Genomic DNA, 20359 nt, shown 5'->3' with positions numbered 1-20359 from the left:
TCATCATAAAATTTACAGGTCAGCGTCATGGATTTATCGCTTTCGTTAGAGGTTATATTAATGCTTACCGCTGTGGCAGCGTTGGCAGGCTTTATTGATGCCATTGCTGGTGGTGGCGGATTATTGACGATTCCCGCCATGTTGCTTGCTAATATTCCACCAGTGCTGACACTCGGTACCAATAAGCTACAAGCCGCGTCAGGTGCGTTAGCAGCTTCTATTACGATGATTAGGAAAGGGGTGGTCAAACCGCAGCGTATTAAAGTGGCTATTATAGGCGCTTTTATCGGTTCTGTTATCGGTACTATCGCCGTACAGATGTCGCCGCCGGATCTGCTTGAAACACTAATTCCGTTTTTGATTGCGGCTATTGGGATTTATACCTTGTTTGCGCCTCGACTCGGTGAAGTAGAAGCCGCGCCGCGTATCTCAGAAGGTAAGTGGCAAAAAGTGGTTGCACCGTTAATTGGTTTTTATGATGGTTATATTGGACCAGGCACAGGGATGTTTTTTGCGCTCGGCAACGTGGCGTTGCGTGGTCGGCAAATTATCGAAGCGACAGGCGCAGCAAAGGTATTGAATTTATCGACCAATATTGGCTCGTTAATATTCTTTATTTTGGGTGGTAATGTTTTGTGGAAAGTAGGGCTGGCAATGATGGTTGGACAAACGATTGGTGCATATTTTGGCTCTCATATGGTGGTCAAAGGTGGTAGTAAGCTGATTCGTCCGGTGATTGTATTGGTGTGCTTGGCGATGATAACCAAATACGTTTTTGGTTGATTACTGTCTATCAAGAAAATATATTTAACGATATAAAAAAAACCTCAGCCAATATGACTGAGGTTTTTTTTATATCGTTAATAAATTATCAAAATCTATTCAATGCGAGTGCCTAGCGGCGACGATCGATATCATCGTACTCACTGCCCATGATCCCATCACTAAAGACTTCAGAGAATTCACGCTCATTGTCTTCATCAATGTGACCATCGAACACGTCTTTTGCGCCAGCGTTAGGATCGTTATAAATAGCCAAATCCATTTTGCCTTCTGATTTTGCCACAATAGCGGTCACAGCGGCATCACCACCGACGTTCACTGCGGTACGTAACATATCAAGGATACGATCCACACCTAAGATTAAGCCAATACCTTCGATAGGTAGACCCACTTGGGCAAATACCATGGACAGCATAATCAGACCAACACCCGGTACACCAGCGGTACCGACGGAAGCCAAGACGGACATTAGAATGACAGTCAGATACTCAGTCACGCCCAAGTCAATACCATAAATATTGGCAATGAAGATGGTCGCAGTACCTTGCATGATGGCGGTACCATCCATGTTGATGGTCGCACCAAACGGAACAGTAAATGAAGCAACTGAGTTGTTTACACCCATACGCTTGGTGACTGTACGCAAGGTAATAGGAATTGTCGCGTTCGAGCTTGAAGTACTAAAAGCAAAAATCTGAACTTCACGCATTTTTGCCAAAAAGGTTTTGATGGATAAGCCTGAAGAGACTTTGAGTACAATCATCATAGTGACAAAGAAATGGAATGCCAATGAGCCGACCAATACCGCCACATAACCGAGCAGTGACCAAATCAAGTCTAAACCCAACTCTGCCATCGCTTTGGTCAATAGAGCAAATACACCATAAGGCGCAAGATTCATAATGATGGTCACCATTTTTAAGATGACTTCATTGATTAATTCTAAGCTCTGCACTAAGCCTTTGGCAGGTTTACCCACCATCAAGATACTAACACCGATCAAAATAGCAAAGAAAATAATCGATAACATATCACCATTTGCCATCGCACTGATGGGGTTTGATGGGATAATGTTAGAGAAAACATCAAGTAGAGGCGGCGCTGATGCTGCTTCAAATGCCGCTTCGGTTTCGATATTCATGCCTTTACCGATACCAAATAGCACGCCAAGCCCAATCGCTGTTGCGATAGCCAGAGCTGTTGTCATCATATAAATAAGAAATGTCTTGGTGCCGATGCGACCAAGCAAACGAATATCCCCAATACCGCAAACACCGCAAATCAGTGAGATCAGCACCAAAGGCACGACTAGCATTTTGAGCGAGTTGACAAATAGCTTGCCGACAATGGCGAGGAAGCCATTAGTAATGTACGTATGAATGAAACCGCCTTCAGTGTTCAGTCCTGAATAGTTTATAAACAATCCCAGTATGATACCGAGTACCATAGCGACAATAATCTTGCCGGTCAGTCCCATATTTTTCCACATAACTTATATCCTTTGTGTACGTGCCCCAGTAGCGAATAGATAGGCTGCTCACATCAATGTGATTGTTGCCATTATTATCACCGCTCTTGCTACGTCTATTAAATTCTTTCAACTTCCACTTAGTGTCACGTTTTCGGGGCACAATATAAAATAATTGTTAAGGATACTGCAACGTTTTTTTATGACTAAGGTAATATAAATCAATAGTTAAGTTGTCTGTGCCGAATTTTTCGCGAGTAAAGTAGTTAAATGACAAGGCATATTGACCAATATTAAGGTGTGTTGAACATTTAAAACTAGATACTGCTGATCGCTAAAACTGTTCCAGACAAGGCATAAAATGACGGTAATGTTCATGCCTTAATTAGTTTTATAACACATTTCTTATATGGAGCTGGGAGAATTTAGTATTATTTCCAATATTAATAGAGGGAGACAGGGCTGTTTTTTGCCATTTCATTGTTAAAAGTAGACGCTTAGAATGAACAGACTTACTATTTTTAACGTCGAACTGCCTAAAAAACAGTCTCTGTCAGTGTCATGGTTGAATCATCAAACACGCCTTAATGGTTAAAAATGGCGATTCATAACTAAAAAAAGACTGCTCAAATGGGGCAGTCTTTTCTAAGTGGATGATCAGAATGTATCGTGCAAGGCTTCTATAGTCATTCCACTATAAAAGTATTACTGCGTTAACCTCGCTTGAAGTATTAAATATACATCTACACTCGGTTGCCTTGTACTACTTTTAAATTGAATCGACTATAGCAGCCTTAACATCTATTGTTTTTTAAATATTTTAAGCCTGATTCTTTTGTGCCTTGTTATTTCAAAGCCTATTATTTCGAAGCCTATTATTTCGAAGCCTATTATTTCGAAGCCTATTGTTTCGAAGCCTATTGTTTCAAAGCTTGTCATTTTACGAATTATCCAAGCTTTTTATTTTAAACTTCGTCACTTTCATCACGGCGTAGACCATCCTGCCATTTAGGATCAGTAGCGGCAGGCTTGTCTATATCATCCTTCACATTTTCTGCATCTTCAGATATTTCAGAAGGCTCTAGGTCGTCAGCATTATGTTGATTCAGACGATGGTTGTTACTCATGCGTTCACTTAAGTGTGACTCTGCGTCACGGTGGCGATGATCTAGTGCTTCCACCTCAGGCTCAGACTCATCAAAATCGGTCTGTGAACGTACCTCCTCAATGGTATCTTGCTCTTTGACCATTTCTACATCACCGTCACTCTCATAACCATGATTGGGGTTGGCATCGCCAGTTGGTTTGTCTGTACTGACGGGCGTAGCCAAATCATTAGTGTCGACATCATTTTCAGCTGTCATATTTGTCGCAATACCATTTCTGGCTTGCGCGTCATTTTTCAATTGTGCATAGTCCGTTAATTGCTGTACGGCATTATCAAGGCTGTGTGGATTGGTGCGCTCTTGGGCATGCAATAAATGTTTATCGAACACGTCAGTCAATAATGAGTCAAAGCGTATGGCGTTATACTGAATAAGCACTTCAGCTTCTTCTTTGGTAATATCGCCGTTTTGGCTGGCATATACCACATGATCCTCAAAAGTAAGCCCTTCAAAACTGTCCTTGTGTTCAGCTTTTTTAAACCTCTGCCATAATGGCTCGATGCTCAGTAGCGTTTGATAAGCGTGTTCCATACGTCCAGTGACATCATCGGCTTCAGTATTATAATAGACCATGGTTTTAAGATAATCACGGAACGGGTTGGCTTCAAAGTCATCCATAAAAGCATCGCCCAACTTGCGTTTGAGCTCATCGCTTGGCGGCGTAAAGATAGAGCCGCTAGGAAAAGTCACAAAACTGACCAAACTGGCCGCCATACGATTAGGGAAGTTTGCAAAAAAGGCTTCAAAAGCTTCTTGAATGGTATATAAGCTATTTTGTAAGGCAACCTCAGCATGCAAGCGTTCGGAAGCTGATTTAGTACCATGCTCATAAAACTGCAAAATAGCAGTGCTAATGAATAAATGGCTATGAATATCAGCTAAGCGTCCAGACAGCATCTCTTTACGTTTTAAGTCACCAGCGAGCAACCCTAACGCCATATCAGCCGTTAAGGCAAAGCTTGCGCTCAGGCGGTTGATGTGTTTGTAATAGGGACGAGTAAAGCTGTCAGCGAAGCTCGGTGCATGATTACTGCCACCGACATAACCTGCGACAAATGCCTTTGCGCCGCGATTAAAGGTATAACCCAAATGTTTAAAAAATAGCGTGTCGAACTGTTTGAGTGCGCCTTCTTTATCTTCGCTTTGCAGCAATTGCAGCTCATCAAAGAGATAAGGATGGCAACGCATCGCGCCTTGACCAAATATCATGAGCGAGCGCGTCAAGATATTTGCGCCTTCAACCGTGATAGATACTGGAATTGCCTGATAAGGTGTGGCCAAAAAGTTACGTGGACCCATCTGTACTGCGCGTCCACCAACCACATCCATACCATCATTAACCACACTGCGCATAGTCTCAGTCGCATAGTATTTTGCCATTGCCGTCATCACTGATGGTGTGCCGCCTTGGTTCAGACCACAGGTAACGAGGTGACGAAAGGCCTCTAGCATATAGGTGTTACTGGCCATGCGGCTGGTAGCGTCTTGGACGCCTTCAAACTTACCAACAGAGATTTTAAACTGTTCACGTACTTTGGCAAAAGCACCGACAGACAGATATGTCATCTCACTGGCTGAAGTTGATAAGGCTGGTAAAGAGATGCCGCGACCAACGCCTAAGCACTCCATCAGCATACGCCAACCGCGACCCGCATTTTCGACGCCGCCGATGATGTAATCCAGTGGAATAAAGACGTCTTTACCATCGACTGTACCATTCATAAATGGCGAGCCGATTGGGTTATGACGTGGTCCTATGATGACGCCTTTATGGCTGGCAGGAACAAGTGCACAAGTGATACCGTAATCAGTCTTATCAGGATTGCCAAGCAAACCTTCGGGATCGTGCATCTTGAATGCTAAACCCACGACCGTGGCGATAGGTGCCAAAGTAATCCAGCGCTTAGAAAAATTCATACGCAAACCGAGCACTTGCTCGCCCTCATGCGTACCATAACAAACCACCCCTGTATCTGGAATCGCACCAGCATCGGAACCTGCTTCTGAACCCGTCAAACCAAAGCAAGGCACCTCGTCACCTTTGGCAAGACCGGGTAGCCAACGCTGTTTTTGTTCGTCTGTACCATAATGCATCAACAGCTCACCAGGGCCGAGCGAGTTTGGCACCATACAGGTAACCGCAGCGGTCGGCGAACGCGAAGCGATTTTACTCATGATACGACTTTGTGCATAAGAGCTAAAATCTAAACCACCAAACTCTTTTGGAATGATTAAGCCTAAAAACCCATTGGCTTTGATAAATTGCCATGCTTCAGGCGACAGCTCTTTGTCTTCATGCTGAATTTTCCATTCATCAAGCATGGCGCATAGTACCTCTACTTCATTATCAATAAAGCTTTGCTCTTCTGCCGACAGCTCTGGATAGGGATATTGAGCAAAAGTATCCCAGTTAGGCGCACCCATAAACAGCTCTTTTTCCCACCAGCTGGTACCCGCATCGAGTGCTTCTCGCTCGGTATCGCTCATGCTCGGCATTGCCCCGCCCAAAGTCTTGTAAACAGGTCTGGTAATCAGTGACTGACGAATAGGGGCGACGAGCAAAACGATGCAAAGTAAAGCGATTGGTATACCCAAAATGAGCGACCAAGGACTGATAAAGGCGGTGACAAGGACGGTAACTAGGGCAACGATACTGCCTGTGACTCGTGATAGGGACAATAAAAAGATGGCCAAAACCATGGCTAATTGAATAATGATTGCCAAAATAAATAAGCCAATTGCCATGACTGTCTCCTTTTATAACGCTAAACCAAAAGCGCGAAAAATGTGTGTATTAAAGTATTTGAATAAATCTTGTTGTTATTTTTGCTGATGTTTAAAGGTCTGGTGACCAAATTAAACCAATGAGCCGTTATGGATTTTGTAGCATATTTTATGATCAATTTTAATTTGTTGAGCATTTTACAAAAGTGGCTTTGATAACTGTCTAACCAGTGACAGACAAATAAAAGACAAATTTAGCCATCAATATGAAACAGTTGCCGATAACTATCAATAGCTAAAATGCTACGCTGTGTCGATTATATGTATCAAGATTTTCTCATATAGGCAAAAATAACAGTCGTAATCAGTTATCCAAAAGGTGCTAAGCAGCTTTCGGCATAAGATAATGTCTCATTGCGTCCGACAATGATGTGGTCTACCAAGGATAAATCGATTAAATCGCAGGCTTTCTTTAGCTCGTAAGTTAATAAATTGTCTGCCGTTGAAGGGGTCGCATCGGTATGCGGATGATTGTGTGCGACGATGAGTTGGCTGGCGGCGTGACTCAAGGCATGACGCAGAACGTGTTTGATACAGACGGAGCAAGAGGAGATGCCGCCAGTAAACAGTATCTCAAAATTAATGAGATTTAACGCATTGTCTAAGCAAAGTACCGCAAAGACTTCGCGATGCTCCCCGCGCAGCTGAGTACTGATATAGTCTTTGACCATTTGCGAGCGCCCAAGTGCGTGACCAGTTTTAAGCTGACTATCCAAATAACGCGTGCCCATCTCAAGTGAGGCCAATATCTGCGCGTATTTAGCAGGACCAATACCATGACAAGCCAGTACAGTTTCTTGCGGCGCCGCCAATAATTCTGCCAAGCTACCAAATTGCTCGATCAAATGACGCGCCAATTCGATAGCTGACTGTGACTGCGTACCTGTGCGCAGAAATATCGCTAATATCTCGGCATCAGATAAATGAGCTGCCCCAAATTTTAGTAGTTTTTCACGTGGTCTATCATCTTCATGCCAGTCTTTAATCGCCATTGTCACTCCTTGAGAATGGATTGCTGCCAGATATATTGAGTAAATACGGAAATTCTTACCCAACTTATCTCATAATTGTTACTATAAGCGCAATTTTATCTTTCAACTTTTTATTGATGCCATGCTTATGTCCAATATTGTGCTTGCTATCACTGGCGGTATCGCCGCTTATAAATCTGCTATCTTTGCCCGCCTATTAATCAAGGCAGGCTTTGAGGTGCGTGTCATTATGACCACAGGCGCACAAGCTTTTATTACGCCACTGACCCTGCAAGCTTTGACTGGCAATGAGGTGCATATCTCATTACTCGATGAAAAAGCAGAAGCGGGCATGGGGCATATCGAATTGGCGAAATGGGCGGACTTAATCATCATTGCCCCAGCCTCTGCCAATACGCTGGCGCGTCTCGCGATGGGCATGGCTGATGATTTATTGACAACCGTATGCCTGGCAACGGCGGCACCAGTCATCATTGCGCCAGCCATGAATCAGCAGATGTGGGCGCACCCTGCGGTCAATCTCAATGTACAAACCCTGCGCGATATGAATTATCAAATTATTGCGCCTGCTAGTGGCGAGCAAGCCTGCGGTGATGTGGGAGCAGGGCGTTTGCCTGAACCTGAGCAGCTATTGGCAGAAGTGTTATTATTTAACGCCATGCAAACCACGCCGCAATTATTGGCCGGTAAACGCGTGGTGATTACTGCAGGACCGACGGTAGAAGCTATCGATCCGGTGCGTTACTTGTCCAATCACTCTACTGGCAAGATGGGCTTTGCATTAGCATGTGCGTGTGTGGCTGCTGGTGCAGACGTTATCTTGATTGCGGGCGGCAAAGTGGCACTGCCGACACCGCTGAATGTCACACGTATTGATGTATTGTCGGCTAAAGAGATGCTGATGGCGGCGCAGCAGTGCGTGGATGGTACGCACAGTGCGCTACAGTATGTGCCTGAAGATGAGCACGACCATTCTCACGATCACGATCACGACCATAGCCATCAACATGAACATCATGGCGAGTGTGATTGCGGCGATGATCATAGCCACAGTCATAACCACAGCCATGAGATTGATGATGAGGAGCATGCTCATAGCGAGAATCAAAATGTAATGGCGGATATCTTTATCGCCACGGCTGCTGTCGCTGATTATCGTACTGAAGAAGCTGCCCCGCAAAAAATTAAAAAAACCCAAGATGCGATGACGCTGAGTTTGGTCAAAAACCCTGATATTTTAGCGACGATTTCGCTTGCTCATCCAGCGCTGTTTGTCGTTGGTTTTGCGGCAGAAACGCAAGATATCGAGCGCTATGCTCGTGGCAAACTGGTGTCTAAAGATTTAGATTTGATCGCTTGTAATGATGTTTCACGAGCAGACATTGGTTTTGCTAGCGATGACAATGCCATGCAGGTATTTTTCTCAGAGCGTTATGAGCACGATAGCGTCACACTTGAGAAGGCGAGCAAAGATAAGATTGCCGAGCAGTTGGTTGGCATCATTGGTGAGACAATATGGCAACGCCACAATGGTCACAATGCCTAGTTATGTCACTATTAATCCAGACATTAGGTCTTAATTTTTATGGCTAATATGATGGATAGTGATAGCACCCAGACGTTGGTATTGATGGTAATCTTTGCACTGGCATCGTTGCTACACGGTATTAGTGGGTTAGGTGTGACGTTGGTGACGACCACTGCGCTTGCTAGTATCTACCCGTTACCACATGCTATTGTGTTGGTTATTTTTCCGTCGTTATTGCTTAATGCCATGACTTGGCTCGCGGGTGGCGGGCGCACAATCTGGCAAAATTTCATCTATTACGGCAGGCGCTATTGGTTACTGGCGTTGACCAGCTTACTCGGTAGTATTCTAGGCGCGAAGCTCTTACTATGGGTCGACAGCGCCTATATTTTATTACTATTGGCAGCGGTTATTGGTTTTTATGTCATAAGCAGCTTGCTTGGTAAGCAACTCCGTCTACCTGCTACCAAGCCTGTGTTAATCATCGTTGGTTTTAGTGCAGGGGTGATTGGTGGCTCGACCAATGCCATGTCGACCATATTGATGATGTATCTACTGTCTGCCAGCGATGATAAAAATACCATCGCTAAAGTTGGTAACATGTGCTATTTTTTGGGTAAAATTGCTCAAATAATTGTATTACGTGAGCCTATTATGGCGCTCAGCAGTGGTGAATGGCAGCTGATTACTCTGCTTAGTGTACTATCGATTGCTGCGCTTTTAGTTGGTATCCGCTTGCGTCGCTATTTGCCCCAAGCGCGCTTTCGTCAGCTTATTTTATTGATACTTACCGTGCTTGGTATTCGTGTCGGCTGGCAGGGAGTTATGGCATTTTTATAAGATAGCTCGCGAGGCAGCTGGCTTTTTAGATACTACTCTATGCGCGCGTTATTTTGTTATTTCATTAAAAAATATCTGTTGCGTCAAACGAAAGGTATTACAGTGCGCCTCAACCACATCTTCAATATCTTCTGAATAGCCACCACCCATCACGATAGCGATAGGAATTTTAGCGGCTTTTGCTTGGCGTAATACATATTCATCACGCGCTTTACAACCCTCTATCGTCAGCCCTAACTTTCCTAATTTATCAGTTGCCAGCACATCGACAGCGGATTGATAAAATATCATATCTGGCGCAACGTCGCTAATCAAACGTGGTAATGTCGCCTCTAGTAACTGCAAATATTCCACATCGCCAGTATCATTGTCTAGCTCAATATCCAAATCTGATACTTGCTTTCGAAATGGATAGTTCTTTGCGCCATGCATGCTAAACACAAAAACGCGTGGCTCATCCATCATAATACTGGCATTGCCATTGCCTTGATGGACGTCTAAATCGATCACCAAAATCTTTTGCGCTTGTCCGCGATTTAATAATAAATTACTCGCGATACAAACATCATTAAATACGCAAAACCCTTCGCCATGATCAGCAAACGCATGATGCGTGCCACCTGCGACATTCATCGCCGCGCCATATTGCTGCGCATATAATGCACATTCATAAGTGGCATGAGCAATATAACGCCCACGCTCTACCAGCTCTGGTGTCATTTCAAAGCCAATGGCTCGCGCTTCCTTTCGTGGTAGCGTTTGGGTTTTCAGCTGATACCAGTAGTCCGCAGTATGCGTGGTCAAAATTTCATCTTCGCTCAAACGTGCAGGGGCAAAAAAGTTTTCGGTACTGATAGTGCCTTCAGCCAATAGCCGCTCAGGAATCATGGTGTATTTTTGCATAGGAAAGCGGTGTTTTTCAGGCACAGAATATCGAAAAATATCAGAGTAAGCAATTTTTAGCATAGTGTTAGAAGATGTCTTTTTTGAAAAGTATGTTAAGGATAAATAGGTTTAAGCGCTTTGAAAGTAAGGTACAGATGAGACATTGTAAAAGCTACGGATAGCTATGATAGTCAGTTCATTACTGCACAAATTGCGTTGGCAAAAAGAAGGTTCTAGAATCTGATTGTTGACGTAGCTCGGTCAGCAATGTCGGTAAGTCTTCCGCAGGGTTTTGATTATCGATCAAATCACTAAATATCTCATTCGCGACCGTGGTCATCGCGATGACACTTTGTAATAAATGCTCGATAACATCATTACCGATGCCTACCGCTTCGACATCGATAGCGTGTTTGTAGCGTATTTCGCCATCATTGACATCCATTTCTAGATTGCCGATTAGCAAGTCATAATTTATTTGAGTAATCAGTAGCATCGCCGCGCTTTGATGACTCTCTGGTATCAAAAATGGCAAAATTCCATAGACGGCCAGCAGCTTGTTGTTTTCTTGCACGCGAAACAAATAGCCGCAATCGAGACTTTTATTGCGCATTCTAAGCGATAAGTGATGCGATTGCTGACGGTCATTGTTTTTGTTGCCACTGCTTTTGGGTCGATAGTGAGTATAGTGCCATTGCTTATCATTAAAGTACTGTTTCAGAAAATCGATAATGGGCGTGTCGCTAGCTTCGTGTTGACTGGCACTCGAGTTAAAGGCGTCAGTTTCTGAATATTCGCCTGTGTTTTTGACATCAGATTGAGAATCGATTTCGGTATCATCATGAGCGTCACTAGTATCCTCATCATCTGTATCACTACTATATGTATCACTACTATACATGTCATGAGGCTCTGTTTGTATCATATCAATTTCATCAGCCTGCGCTGCTGAACCAGTCAGTAACTGTTTGAGTTTTTGCCACAAGCTGAGTGTATTACGTTGACTCATAAGTATGGTGCTGTCAAATAAATGAATGATATGGAAAATTGAGACAAATACATCAAGACAGTAAATGACTAGGCATTAAATGCTAAGCCTTTTTTGATATTCGGTTGCTCATAAAACGCTTGTAACATTTCACGAGTATGTGCTGTCAACCACTCGCTTTCAATGGCATCGTGCACCACAGGTAATAGCGATGTACTCAATTGAGTCATGGCTTGCTCATCAATACGAAGACTCGAAACTACCGTCGCAATAGTATCTGACTGATGATTGCCATACCAAGTATCGATGCTCGCTGCCACAAGGCTGTGTAAGTAAGGTGACTGGCGCAGGCGGTTATAGCTTTGCTGAATGCTGGCTTCGATATGACCGATACTGCTGTTGTCAGGTTCATCACGCAGATAAGTCTGTAGATGACTGACAGGCTGGTCTTTGATTCGCGCCCAACCAGTGATTAATAATCGCGCGACTTCGTCATTTGATAAATGCTCTTGCGCATTGGCTTCTGCGCGGCGTGCTAAATCTTTAATATTACGATGCAAATACGCCTGCAGTTTTTCGTCAAGGTTTCTATTGGTCACTTTTTCAAAAGAGCTGCGCCCAAATTTCATCAGTTTACCAGCAGCACCCGCTTTATCCAGCGTGGTTTCCATAAAGTCATTAATGGCATGATATAGCGTTTGGGTTAGCAAATCGGCAAAAGTCTCGTTGCCGACCAATGTATGAATCAAGATATTACGCTGCTGATCGTGGCTACCGACATAATTGGCAAGGGTTTCAACTTGAGTGTCATCGACCAGCTCAGACAACGGCACGTTATCATTGACTGGATGATAAATAATCGTATGCAAGATATCGCGAATATCTTTACGTATCACATCCGTCATAGGTTGATTGAGTAGCCAGTCATTAATCAGCTGTTGCAAATCATCGGCGCTGACATATTTATTTAATGGCTGTGCAGCAAACCATTGCCACGCTTCCATCGACAGCGGTTCAGCTTGTGTGCGTAACCATTGCTGCATAAAGGCAACTTGTGCCTCGATTAAGCCATTTATGGTTAGCGCTGGCATATCTAAATTTTGGTTATCTTTTGAAGTCTGCATAGGTTTTGAGGTCATAATAATCGACAATTTGTTATACTGTGTGGGTGGGGTAAGCATAAAGTATTATGCCATGAACGTCATCTGTGTTTTTGATGAATATTGACTGCCGCTTAATAAATGATGAGAGGTTTTGATGACAGCTCTGAATACCGCCTTACTTGCGCTTGATGAGCTGACCGTTCAGCGCGGCGAAACCCCTCTATGTGAAGGGGTAGTACTCAATCTGGCAGCTGGTAGCATTTGCCATTTAATTGGTGCCAACGGTACTGGTAAGACCACTTTACTGATGCAGCTGGCTGGGTTATTGCCAGTGTTAAGCGGTGAGGTTTATTATCAAGGAGTAGCGAATTTACCTATTCAGCCTTTGTATGTGTCGCACCAGTTGGGTATACATCCAAATCTAACGGTCGCGCAAAACCTGACCTTTCTGCTAAATTTATATGGGATTAGCCCAAGCGTTACTGATATTGATGATGCCCTCACTTGGGTAGGATTACAAGGCTTTGAGACGATTAGCTCAAGCCATTTATCTGCTGGGCAAACCCGCCGTATCACCCTTGCAAGGTTATATTTATTGACCTCTGAGGTGACACCATTATGGCTACTTGATGAGCCTTTTACTGCCCTTGATGTCGATATGGTAGCGCGAATGGAAGACAGATTGCGCGATTTTGCTAATGCTGGCGGCGCTATATTAATGACCAGTCATCAGGCCGTTGGTGTTGCCAATCAAGTGCTCGATTTGTCCGATTATATGGTTTGAATACTAGTTTGCATACTCTCAGTATAAGTGTCACAAGCATCCGTAGAAGAGCAAATAAATGATAGAAATAGACGGTCCAGTACAAACAGTGAATAAAAGCTCAAATACTGACTTAGCTGCGGTGCGCGGTATCAGCTTTATGCAGTTATGGCGGCGCGAGTGGCAAGTCAAACAACAGGGTGCCGTGCAGTGGCTTTATCCGCTAGTGCTATTTTTAGTCATTATCACCCTATTTCCGCTAGCAGTGGGTAGCGAGCCTGCGCTATTGCAACGCCTTGGCGTGTCGGCAGTTTGGATTGCTGCTCTATTATCACTGGTCATGGGTGTCGATGGTTTGTTTAAGCCTGCCCTTGATAATGGCACGCTGGCGCAATTGGTCGTTGCCAAAGCATCATTGCCCTTATGGGTGTTGATTCGTTTGGTTATCCATTGGATTTTTAGTAGTGGTATTGTTGCAGCGCTTAGTTTACTTGCCGTGCCTTTGTTTCAGCTTAGTTGGTTTGAGGCGTGGATATTGATGGCTTCTATTGTGACGGGCAGTCCGATGCTCTTGATGCTGTCAGCGGTCGCGAGTAGTTTGACGCTGTCATTAAAGAATGGTGCGGTGCTGGTGCCTTTGATTGCTTTGCCGATGCAGTTACCAGTGTTGATTTTTGCCACAGGAGCGGTTGATTTATTTGCCACTGGTCTTAATGGCTTACCGATACTGGCTTTATTACTAGCAGGCAGTATTATCTCGGTTTTGGTGATGCCATGGGTGATTGCCATGACGTTAAAAATGGCGTGGCTGAATTAGAAACGACATAAGTTATGTACAACTCTCTGTATTGAGAGTTTGTAATAAAAAACGCTATAAAAAACCTTTGTATTAACAGCATGTTGAAAATTGGCAATTTTGCTATAATAGTCAGTTAACTAAGCAAACAATCACTTGTAGATTTTATCCAGTGTTTAACGCCGGCAGGTTAACAGGTAGTCGCGCCCATGATGCGCTATATCGGTTACAACCAATACGCTGTGCCAATAGGTTTATTTCCATGCCCAACTTGAATAACGTCTCATCTCCTAGCTTGTGGCAGCGCATCTGGCAAGGCTTTTTGACCACTGTGGGTACCAAGCAGTTTTTTCGCATTTTTTCGCCTTGGGTCAAGTGGTTAGCCATATTAGCCAGTATTTGCCTGTTGATCGGTAGTGTCTGGGGTCTCGCTTTTGCGCCACCTGATTATCTGCAGGGCAACAGTTACCGCATTATCTTTATTCACGTACCCGCTGCCAGTATCGCCATTTCCATCTATTTTGCCTTAGCAGTGCTCGGGGTCATTTTTTTGGTTTGGAAAATAAAAACGGCTAGCTTAGTGGCACAGGCGCTTGCTCCGCTAGGATTCTTGCTCTGTGTGATTAGCTTAATCACGGGCTCTATTTGGGCGAAACCCACTTGGGGTACTTACTGGGTTTGGGATGCACGTTTGACCTCTATGCTCATCTTGGCGTTTCTGTATGCGGGCGTGATGGCGTTATTTGCCGCGTTTGAGCATACTGCCAATCGTGGTAAAGCCGCCGCCATTTTGTCTATTGTTGGCGCAGTAAATCTACCCATTATCAAGTACTCGGTACAGTGGTGGAACACCTTGCATCAAGGCTCGACCTTTACTTTGACCGCCGCGCCTAAGATGTCAGCAGATATGTGGATGCCCTTATTACTGATGATTATTGGTAGTTATTTATTAGTGGCAACATTAGCGATTTATCGTACCAATACCCTTATCTTGTATCGTGATCAAGGCAAAGCGTGGGTCAAAGAATACATTCGCGGGCAAGCTAAATGATGGTCATGACTGTCGCCAAAAAAAATCACGGCTAGGAAAATATTATGCAGCCTTACTTTTATAGCGTATCTGAGTTTCTTGCCATGGGTAAGCATGGTGTTTTTGTTTGGTCGTGCTGGGCAATTACCGTTGGCATGATGCTGGCGTTTGTTATTTACAGTCGTAGACAACGACAGGCTTTAATCAAGCAGTTGACCATTCAGCAAGCGCGGCAAGCACAGCGTACTGCTAAAACAACCATGCCTGTCACCAAGCAGCCTAATTAACTAGTAGGTTCGTCCTATCTAACGTTAGCCGTTAATTTTTAGCCACTCAATCTGTAACTTAGCACTTGATAAAGAGGTGACTGCCACAGAGGTTATAGGGCTTATTGATTTGTCCGAAAAATGCTACCATATAGCCATTAGAAGAGTACGATTAGAAAGACATTTTTAGAACGTTTTTCTAATGGTAGTTTCTTCAAATTTTTCTGTTTTATATATTTGTATGGCATTGACTATAGTTTATAAAACAGTGACTCATCAATGAGGTAGTGGTATGAACGCAGTTCGTCGCAAAAAACTGATGTGGGTTATGTTTACGCTTGCAGGAGCGGCGATAGCCGTGGTATTGGTTCTTTATGCCATTGGGCAACAGACCGATTACTACTTTGATGCTACCGCGATTGCACAAGGTGAAGCACCACAAGATAAGCGTATTCGAGCAGGCGGTATGGTCGTTGCGGGTAGTGTCCAGCGCGCAGAAGACAATCCACTAAACGTTGAGTTTGCCATTACGGACTTTCAATCGACAGTACCAGTGACTTATCAAGGTATTTTGCCAGATTTATTTGCTGAAAACTCAGGCGTCGTCGCGACAGGTAAGATGCAGGGTGATACTTTTGTCGCTGGAGAAGTATTGGCGAAGCATGATGAAAACTACATGCCGCCAGAAGTGGCCAAATCGATGAAAGAAAACAATCGTAGCGGTGTAGTGCCTCCTTCTGAGCAATATAATCCTGCTGAAAAGGTGCATGAGACGGATACTCTACAGCAGTAATTATATAGTCCATATCATAGTAAAAGAGCCGCTAACATATTATTAGCGGCTCTTTTTTTACATGAATTTTGGTACTAATAAGTTTTGGTGGTTTCTTACAAGAACTTAGTCGTCCCATTCAGGCGAGTAATCTGGATGCTTAATTTTGCGCCCATCAGCACGCGCTAAGCTGCTGATTTTCTCAATATCATCCGCACTTAATTGCACATTGATAGCATCTAGATTGCCTTGCAAATGATCAGGGTTAGATGTTTTCGGAATAGCGATACGATGCTTGTCTGCCAGAATCCAAGCCAATGATATCTGTGCTGGCGTGACATTATGTTTGTCAGCGATTTCTTTAATAATCTCATTATCGAATACATCACCGCGTGCAAGTGGTGAATAAGCTTCGAGTAGAATGTGGTGATTGTTCAAAAAAGTCTGCAAGGTTTTTTGCTTGATGAACGGATGAAACTCAACCTGATTGACCACAATCGGTACATCAGCATATTTCTCAGCTTCAATGATATTGGCAATATTAAAGTTAGAGACGCCGATATGGCGTGTCAAACCTTGTTTCTGGAGTTCGCACAAGGCAGGAATGGTTTCGGATAAAGGAACACGGTCATCCGGCCAGTGCAATAGTAGCAAATCAACATAATCAGTATCTAAATCTGCTAAAGAGCGTTTGGCGGCGGCAATCAATTTCTCAGGCTCAAACTTCATGTCATCAGGAAAAATCTTTGTGGTCAAAAAGAACTTATCCCGAGATACCCCTGATTGTTTGATACCTTGACCAACTTCTTTTTCATTGCCATAAGCTTGAGCGGTATCGATGTGCTCGTAACCCATTTTCAACGCTTGACTGACGACATCAACACAATCTTGACCAGTCGATTGCCATGTGCCAAGCCCTAGTACAGGAATATTTGCTTGTCCAGCGGTACGAATATTATAAGTTTTAGCACGCATCTTATTATCCTTGTTATTTATGTATTTATGTATTTATTGATAGAGCATCGAATCATCAATATTCTGATCACCCTCTCTATTTGACCTACCCACTATAGAAAAAATTAGCGGCAAGTAAAAGGGCAAGTGACGCTTTCCTACAAAGGACAAACAGGCTGTAACGTCATTTTTAGTAACTGATAGCCAGCAGCGCGCGGTTAAAAAGTAAAAATCGTAAAATTGAGTCCATAAAAAACGCCCATCACTATCTAGCAATGGGCGTTTACAATCGGGACGAAGACGATATTTAAGTGTTTTGGATTTAAGAGCTTTTGGCTTAAGAGCTTATTGAGCAGCAGCTTCTACAGGTGCAGGTTTTGTTGCGGTATCCGTGTGCGCACTGTGATCAGAGCCCCAGATTTTTGGGTACTTATAACCAGGGAAAGTTTCATGAGCATACTTTTTAAAGGCTTCTGAGTTATATGCATTTGTCACATCTTCGACCCATTTTTTGCCAGCATCGGCTGATTTGATGGCTGACCAGTTGACGTAAGCAAAGCTAGGCTCTTGAAATAGCGCTTCAGTCAGCTTGATACCAGCATCCGTGGCATAGTTGCCATTGATGACGGCAAAGTCGACTTCATCACGAGCACGTGGCAATTGAGCAGCTTCTAACTCAATGATTTCAATGTCGTATTTGCTGTTATCAGCGATGTCAGTTTTTGATGCCGTGAGTGGGTCAATATTGTCTTTTAGCGTGATCCAGCCAAGATCATCCATCATCACCAGCGCACGAGCAAAGTTACTTGGATCATTTGGGGCAGAGACTCTCATGCCCTTATAGACATCATCAAGCGTGGTCTTTTTACCTGAGTAAATGCCAAGTGGGGCAGTAGGTACCTGGAAAACTTCTACCAGATCAAGATTGTTTTCTTTTTTGAAGGTATCAAGATAAGGCTTATGCTGGAAGATGTTGATGTCCAAATCACCTTCAGCCAAGGCAAGGTTTGGGCGTACATAGTCAGTAAAAGCAATCAGCTCAACTTCGTAACCTTGCGCTTCCAGTGAGCTTTTCACTTGGTTACGCACCATATCAGCGAAGTCACCTTCGGTGGTACCGATGACGATTTTGGTATGCTCAGGATCGATATCGCTAGCGGCAGTCTCTGCTGTTGAGCCTTCCGTAACAGGCTCTTTAGTTGCTTCTGGTGCTGATGAGTTGTTGCAACCAACCAAGACTAGGCTTGATACGCCAACGGCAGCGAATGCAGTCGCTAACTGACGGCTGATATCTGTTAATTTCATGAAGCTTCCTTAATAAGAGGGATGGGATGGAGGGCAAACGCTGGCCATTAAAAAAGCAACATTAGGGATAGTAATGCTGCTAAGTTAACGACTGTTAAGTTAGTATCAAAATTAAAGGGTCTCAGTAACAAAGTCAAGCGTTTTGCTTAGGATGAATCGGCATTAAACCTTGAGTATTATTCATATTAGCGTTAACAGGCTTTGTCTAAGTCTTTTTTTCTATCGTTTATCCAACCGGTTAGCCAACCAATTACCCGATGCTTGAATGGATACAACCATTATTGATAGGACAATAACGATAAAAATCATCACCTCCGTTTGATAACGATAGTAGCCATAACGAATGGCCAAATCTCCCAGACCACCGCCGCCAATCATACCTGCCGCTGCTGAATAAGAGAGCAGGCTGATACAGAGAATCGTCACGGACAATACCAGTCCTGAGCGTGCTTCATTGAGTAAGACTTTAATAATGGTCAAGGGACGTGCGCCCATAGACTCGGTCGCCTCAATGATACCGCGTGGCACTTCACGCAAGTTTTGCTCGACCAAACGGGCAAAATAAAACGAACCTGCAATGGCGAGTACCAATGAGGCCGCAATCGGTCCAATACCCGTGCCAACGATAGCCTTCGTAAATGGGCTCATGGCAATCATCAAAATGACAAATGGGAAAGCACGCATAAAGTTGGTGATACCACCAAGCAGACCATACAATGTTTTGTTTTGCAAAAACTGTCGATCACTGGATAAAAATAAAAATACGCCAAACAACCCACCGATGACAATCGCCACCGTCGTTGAGATGCCAAGCATAATAAATGTATCAATAAACGCGTTCACAATCTCTTTGCGCAGGGCAAACAGCTTGTCTATCGAGGCGGACAATTCACTACCAGTTAACATATTTATTTCTCCTGCCTCATTAGTCTTCGTGCACTAAGCCTTTGCCAATCGGGGTGGTCGCCTGAATCAGACCGTCTCTCACATCCGCAACTTCCAAGAGTTGACCTTGATGCAGTAATGCGGCGCGATCACACAGCCTACGGATGACACTCATCTCATGAGTCACAATCACAATGGTGACGCCAAGTTGTTCGTTGATATCGCGTAGACAAGTCAACAAGCTGCGGGTCGTCGCAGGATCAAGCGCACTGGTTGGCTCATCAGCCAATAATACTTTAGGACTGGGGGCAATCGCTCGGGCAATACCGACACGCTGTTTTTGTCCGCCTGACAGCTGCGCAGGGTAGTGACCAGCGCGGTCTGTTAGATCAACAATCTCTAGGCAATCCATCACTCGTTTATGAATGTCGCGGCTCGGATATCCTGAAACGGTTAAATTAAAGGCCACGTTGTCAAAAACAGTACGATTGGACATCAGATTAAATTGCTGAAAAATCATACCAATATTATGCCGAGCGATACGCAATTCACTAGCAGACAATGTGGTCAAGTCGGTGCCATCGACGATGACTTGACCAGCATCTGGACGCTCAAGCATATTAATTAGGCGTAGCAGAGTAGACTTACCTGCACCCGAGTATCCCATTAGGCCAAAGATTTCGCCTTGCTGGACAGATAACGAGGTCGGTTCAACGGCAGTAAACCAATGTGGTTTGCCATCTTTGTCTTTGATTGATCGGTCGCTTAAAAAACTCTTGGTCACATTGTTTAAGACAATCATGTCATTCATGGAGGGCTCAAAATTCAATAATTTTTTTAATAGTCACAAACGCGCTGTCGGGCCTCTTTAACAATGTAAGAAGCCAATTAAGGAACAACCGTTAATAACCCTATAATAAGGGGCGCTAATATAGCATATTATCGAGCACTTTGGATATGAACATCCGTGACAGGCTTATGATTAATAGCTATTAGTAAGAGGGGTTTTGTAGAATGTGAGTCGCGACGATCGAGTAGAATGAAGTGTCTG

At 43.9% G+C, this 20359-nt stretch carries 18 protein-coding genes; 8 read left to right on the top strand and 10 right to left on the bottom strand.

Features of this window, described 5'->3' with window-relative positions; genetic code table 11:
• Nucleotides 1-27 precede the first annotated feature (27 nt).
• The gene (locus tag ACP69U_RS06675; protein WP_193009040.1) at nucleotides 28-783 is read left to right on the top strand and encodes a TSUP family transporter; all 756 of its coding nucleotides are present in this window, start codon (nucleotides 28-30) and stop codon (nucleotides 781-783) included.
• 112 nt (nucleotides 784-895) lie between these two features.
• Here the strand turns inward: ACP69U_RS06675 and ACP69U_RS06670 are convergent, their stop codons facing one another.
• The 3 genes from ACP69U_RS06670 to radC all read right to left on the bottom strand — a co-directional run bounded on the left by ACP69U_RS06670 (nucleotide 896) and on the right by radC (nucleotide 7193).
• Nucleotides 896-2272, bottom strand: coding sequence for a dicarboxylate/amino acid:cation symporter (locus ACP69U_RS06670; protein WP_314886085.1), 1377 nt, complete (start codon nucleotides 2270-2272; stop codon nucleotides 896-898).
• Between the two features lie 944 nt (nucleotides 2273-3216).
• On the bottom strand, nucleotides 3217-6162 hold the full coding sequence (locus ACP69U_RS06665) for an acyl-CoA dehydrogenase (RefSeq protein WP_426138170.1): 2946 nt from the start codon (nucleotides 6160-6162) through the stop codon (nucleotides 3217-3219).
• Between the two features lie 347 nt (nucleotides 6163-6509).
• Nucleotides 6510-7193 carry a RadC family protein gene (gene radC, locus ACP69U_RS06660; protein ID WP_201502515.1) on the bottom strand — a complete coding sequence of 228 codons (684 nt, stop codon included), beginning with the start codon at nucleotides 7191-7193 and terminating at the stop codon, nucleotides 6510-6512.
• A gap of 127 nt (nucleotides 7194-7320) precedes the next feature.
• Here radC and coaBC point away from each other — a divergent pair, with 127 nt between their 5' ends.
• Both coaBC and ACP69U_RS06650 read left to right on the top strand, forming a co-directional pair.
• The gene (gene coaBC, locus ACP69U_RS06655; RefSeq protein WP_426138169.1) at nucleotides 7321-8739 is read left to right on the top strand and encodes a bifunctional phosphopantothenoylcysteine decarboxylase/phosphopantothenate--cysteine ligase CoaBC; all 1419 of its coding nucleotides are present in this window, start codon (nucleotides 7321-7323) and stop codon (nucleotides 8737-8739) included.
• Between the two features lie 39 nt (nucleotides 8740-8778).
• Nucleotides 8779-9561, top strand: a complete 783-nt coding sequence (locus tag ACP69U_RS06650) for a sulfite exporter TauE/SafE family protein (protein ID WP_426138168.1) — start codon at nucleotides 8779-8781, stop codon at nucleotides 9559-9561.
• A 48-nt stretch (nucleotides 9562-9609) separates the two neighbouring features.
• Here the strand turns inward: ACP69U_RS06650 and ACP69U_RS06645 are convergent, their stop codons facing one another.
• From ACP69U_RS06645 to ACP69U_RS06635, 3 genes are all read right to left on the bottom strand, one after another.
• Entirely contained in the window at nucleotides 9610-10527 is a 918-nt protein-coding gene (locus tag ACP69U_RS06645) for a histone deacetylase family protein (RefSeq protein WP_426138167.1), read from the bottom strand.
• Between the two features lie 118 nt (nucleotides 10528-10645).
• On the bottom strand, nucleotides 10646-11455 hold the full coding sequence (locus ACP69U_RS06640; protein WP_426138166.1) for a YbjN domain-containing protein: 810 nt from the start codon (nucleotides 11453-11455) through the stop codon (nucleotides 10646-10648).
• A 68-nt stretch (nucleotides 11456-11523) separates the two neighbouring features.
• Nucleotides 11524-12615 carry a hypothetical protein gene (locus ACP69U_RS06635; RefSeq protein WP_314886281.1) on the bottom strand — a complete coding sequence of 364 codons (1092 nt, stop codon included), beginning with the start codon at nucleotides 12613-12615 and terminating at the stop codon, nucleotides 11524-11526.
• Between the two features lie 76 nt (nucleotides 12616-12691).
• Here ACP69U_RS06635 and ccmA point away from each other — a divergent pair, with 76 nt between their 5' ends.
• The 5 genes from ccmA to ccmE all read left to right on the top strand — a co-directional run bounded on the left by ccmA (nucleotide 12692) and on the right by ccmE (nucleotide 16185).
• Complete coding sequence (ccmA, locus tag ACP69U_RS06630) at nucleotides 12692-13321, top strand: heme ABC exporter ATP-binding protein CcmA (RefSeq protein WP_314886280.1); 630 nt, start codon at nucleotides 12692-12694, stop codon at nucleotides 13319-13321.
• Nucleotides 13322-13460: 139 nt separating this feature from the next.
• Entirely contained in the window at nucleotides 13461-14117 is a 657-nt protein-coding gene (locus tag ACP69U_RS06625; protein ID WP_045444605.1) for a heme exporter protein CcmB, read from the top strand.
• A gap of 241 nt (nucleotides 14118-14358) precedes the next feature.
• Nucleotides 14359-15147 (top strand): heme ABC transporter permease CcmC, encoded by a 789-nt coding sequence (gene ccmC, locus ACP69U_RS06620; RefSeq protein WP_060491821.1) that lies wholly within the window; start codon nucleotides 14359-14361, stop codon nucleotides 15145-15147.
• 44 nt (nucleotides 15148-15191) lie between these two features.
• Complete coding sequence (gene ccmD / locus ACP69U_RS06615) at nucleotides 15192-15413, top strand: heme exporter protein CcmD (RefSeq protein ID WP_045444018.1); 222 nt, start codon at nucleotides 15192-15194, stop codon at nucleotides 15411-15413.
• A gap of 271 nt (nucleotides 15414-15684) precedes the next feature.
• On the top strand, nucleotides 15685-16185 hold the full coding sequence (gene ccmE, locus ACP69U_RS06610) for a cytochrome c maturation protein CcmE (RefSeq protein WP_045453493.1): 501 nt from the start codon (nucleotides 15685-15687) through the stop codon (nucleotides 16183-16185).
• A gap of 105 nt (nucleotides 16186-16290) precedes the next feature.
• Here ccmE and ACP69U_RS06605 read toward each other — a convergent pair whose 3' ends face one another.
• The 4 genes from ACP69U_RS06605 to ACP69U_RS06590 form a co-directional block, all read right to left on the bottom strand.
• Nucleotides 16291-17139, bottom strand: coding sequence for an aldo/keto reductase (locus ACP69U_RS06605; protein ID WP_426138165.1), 849 nt, complete (start codon nucleotides 17137-17139; stop codon nucleotides 16291-16293).
• 324 nt (nucleotides 17140-17463) lie between these two features.
• Entirely contained in the window at nucleotides 17464-18423 is a 960-nt protein-coding gene (locus ACP69U_RS06600) for a MetQ/NlpA family ABC transporter substrate-binding protein (protein ID WP_193009030.1), read from the bottom strand.
• Nucleotides 18424-18642: 219 nt separating this feature from the next.
• Nucleotides 18643-19329 carry a methionine ABC transporter permease gene (locus ACP69U_RS06595; RefSeq protein WP_060491817.1) on the bottom strand — a complete coding sequence of 229 codons (687 nt, stop codon included), beginning with the start codon at nucleotides 19327-19329 and terminating at the stop codon, nucleotides 18643-18645.
• 19 nt (nucleotides 19330-19348) lie between these two features.
• Nucleotides 19349-20119 carry a methionine ABC transporter ATP-binding protein gene (locus ACP69U_RS06590; protein ID WP_055124775.1) on the bottom strand — a complete coding sequence of 257 codons (771 nt, stop codon included), beginning with the start codon at nucleotides 20117-20119 and terminating at the stop codon, nucleotides 19349-19351.
• Between the last annotated feature and the right edge of the window lie 240 nt (nucleotides 20120-20359).

Origin of the sequence: Psychrobacter sp. TWR1-1-1, from assembly GCF_049895865.1 — a bacterium.
GTDB classification, from domain to species: Bacteria; Pseudomonadota; Gammaproteobacteria; order Pseudomonadales; family Moraxellaceae; genus Psychrobacter; species Psychrobacter immobilis_A.
Note: the sequence above shows the minus strand (reverse complement) of the source record. Positions and strands in the feature narration are given on the sequence as shown.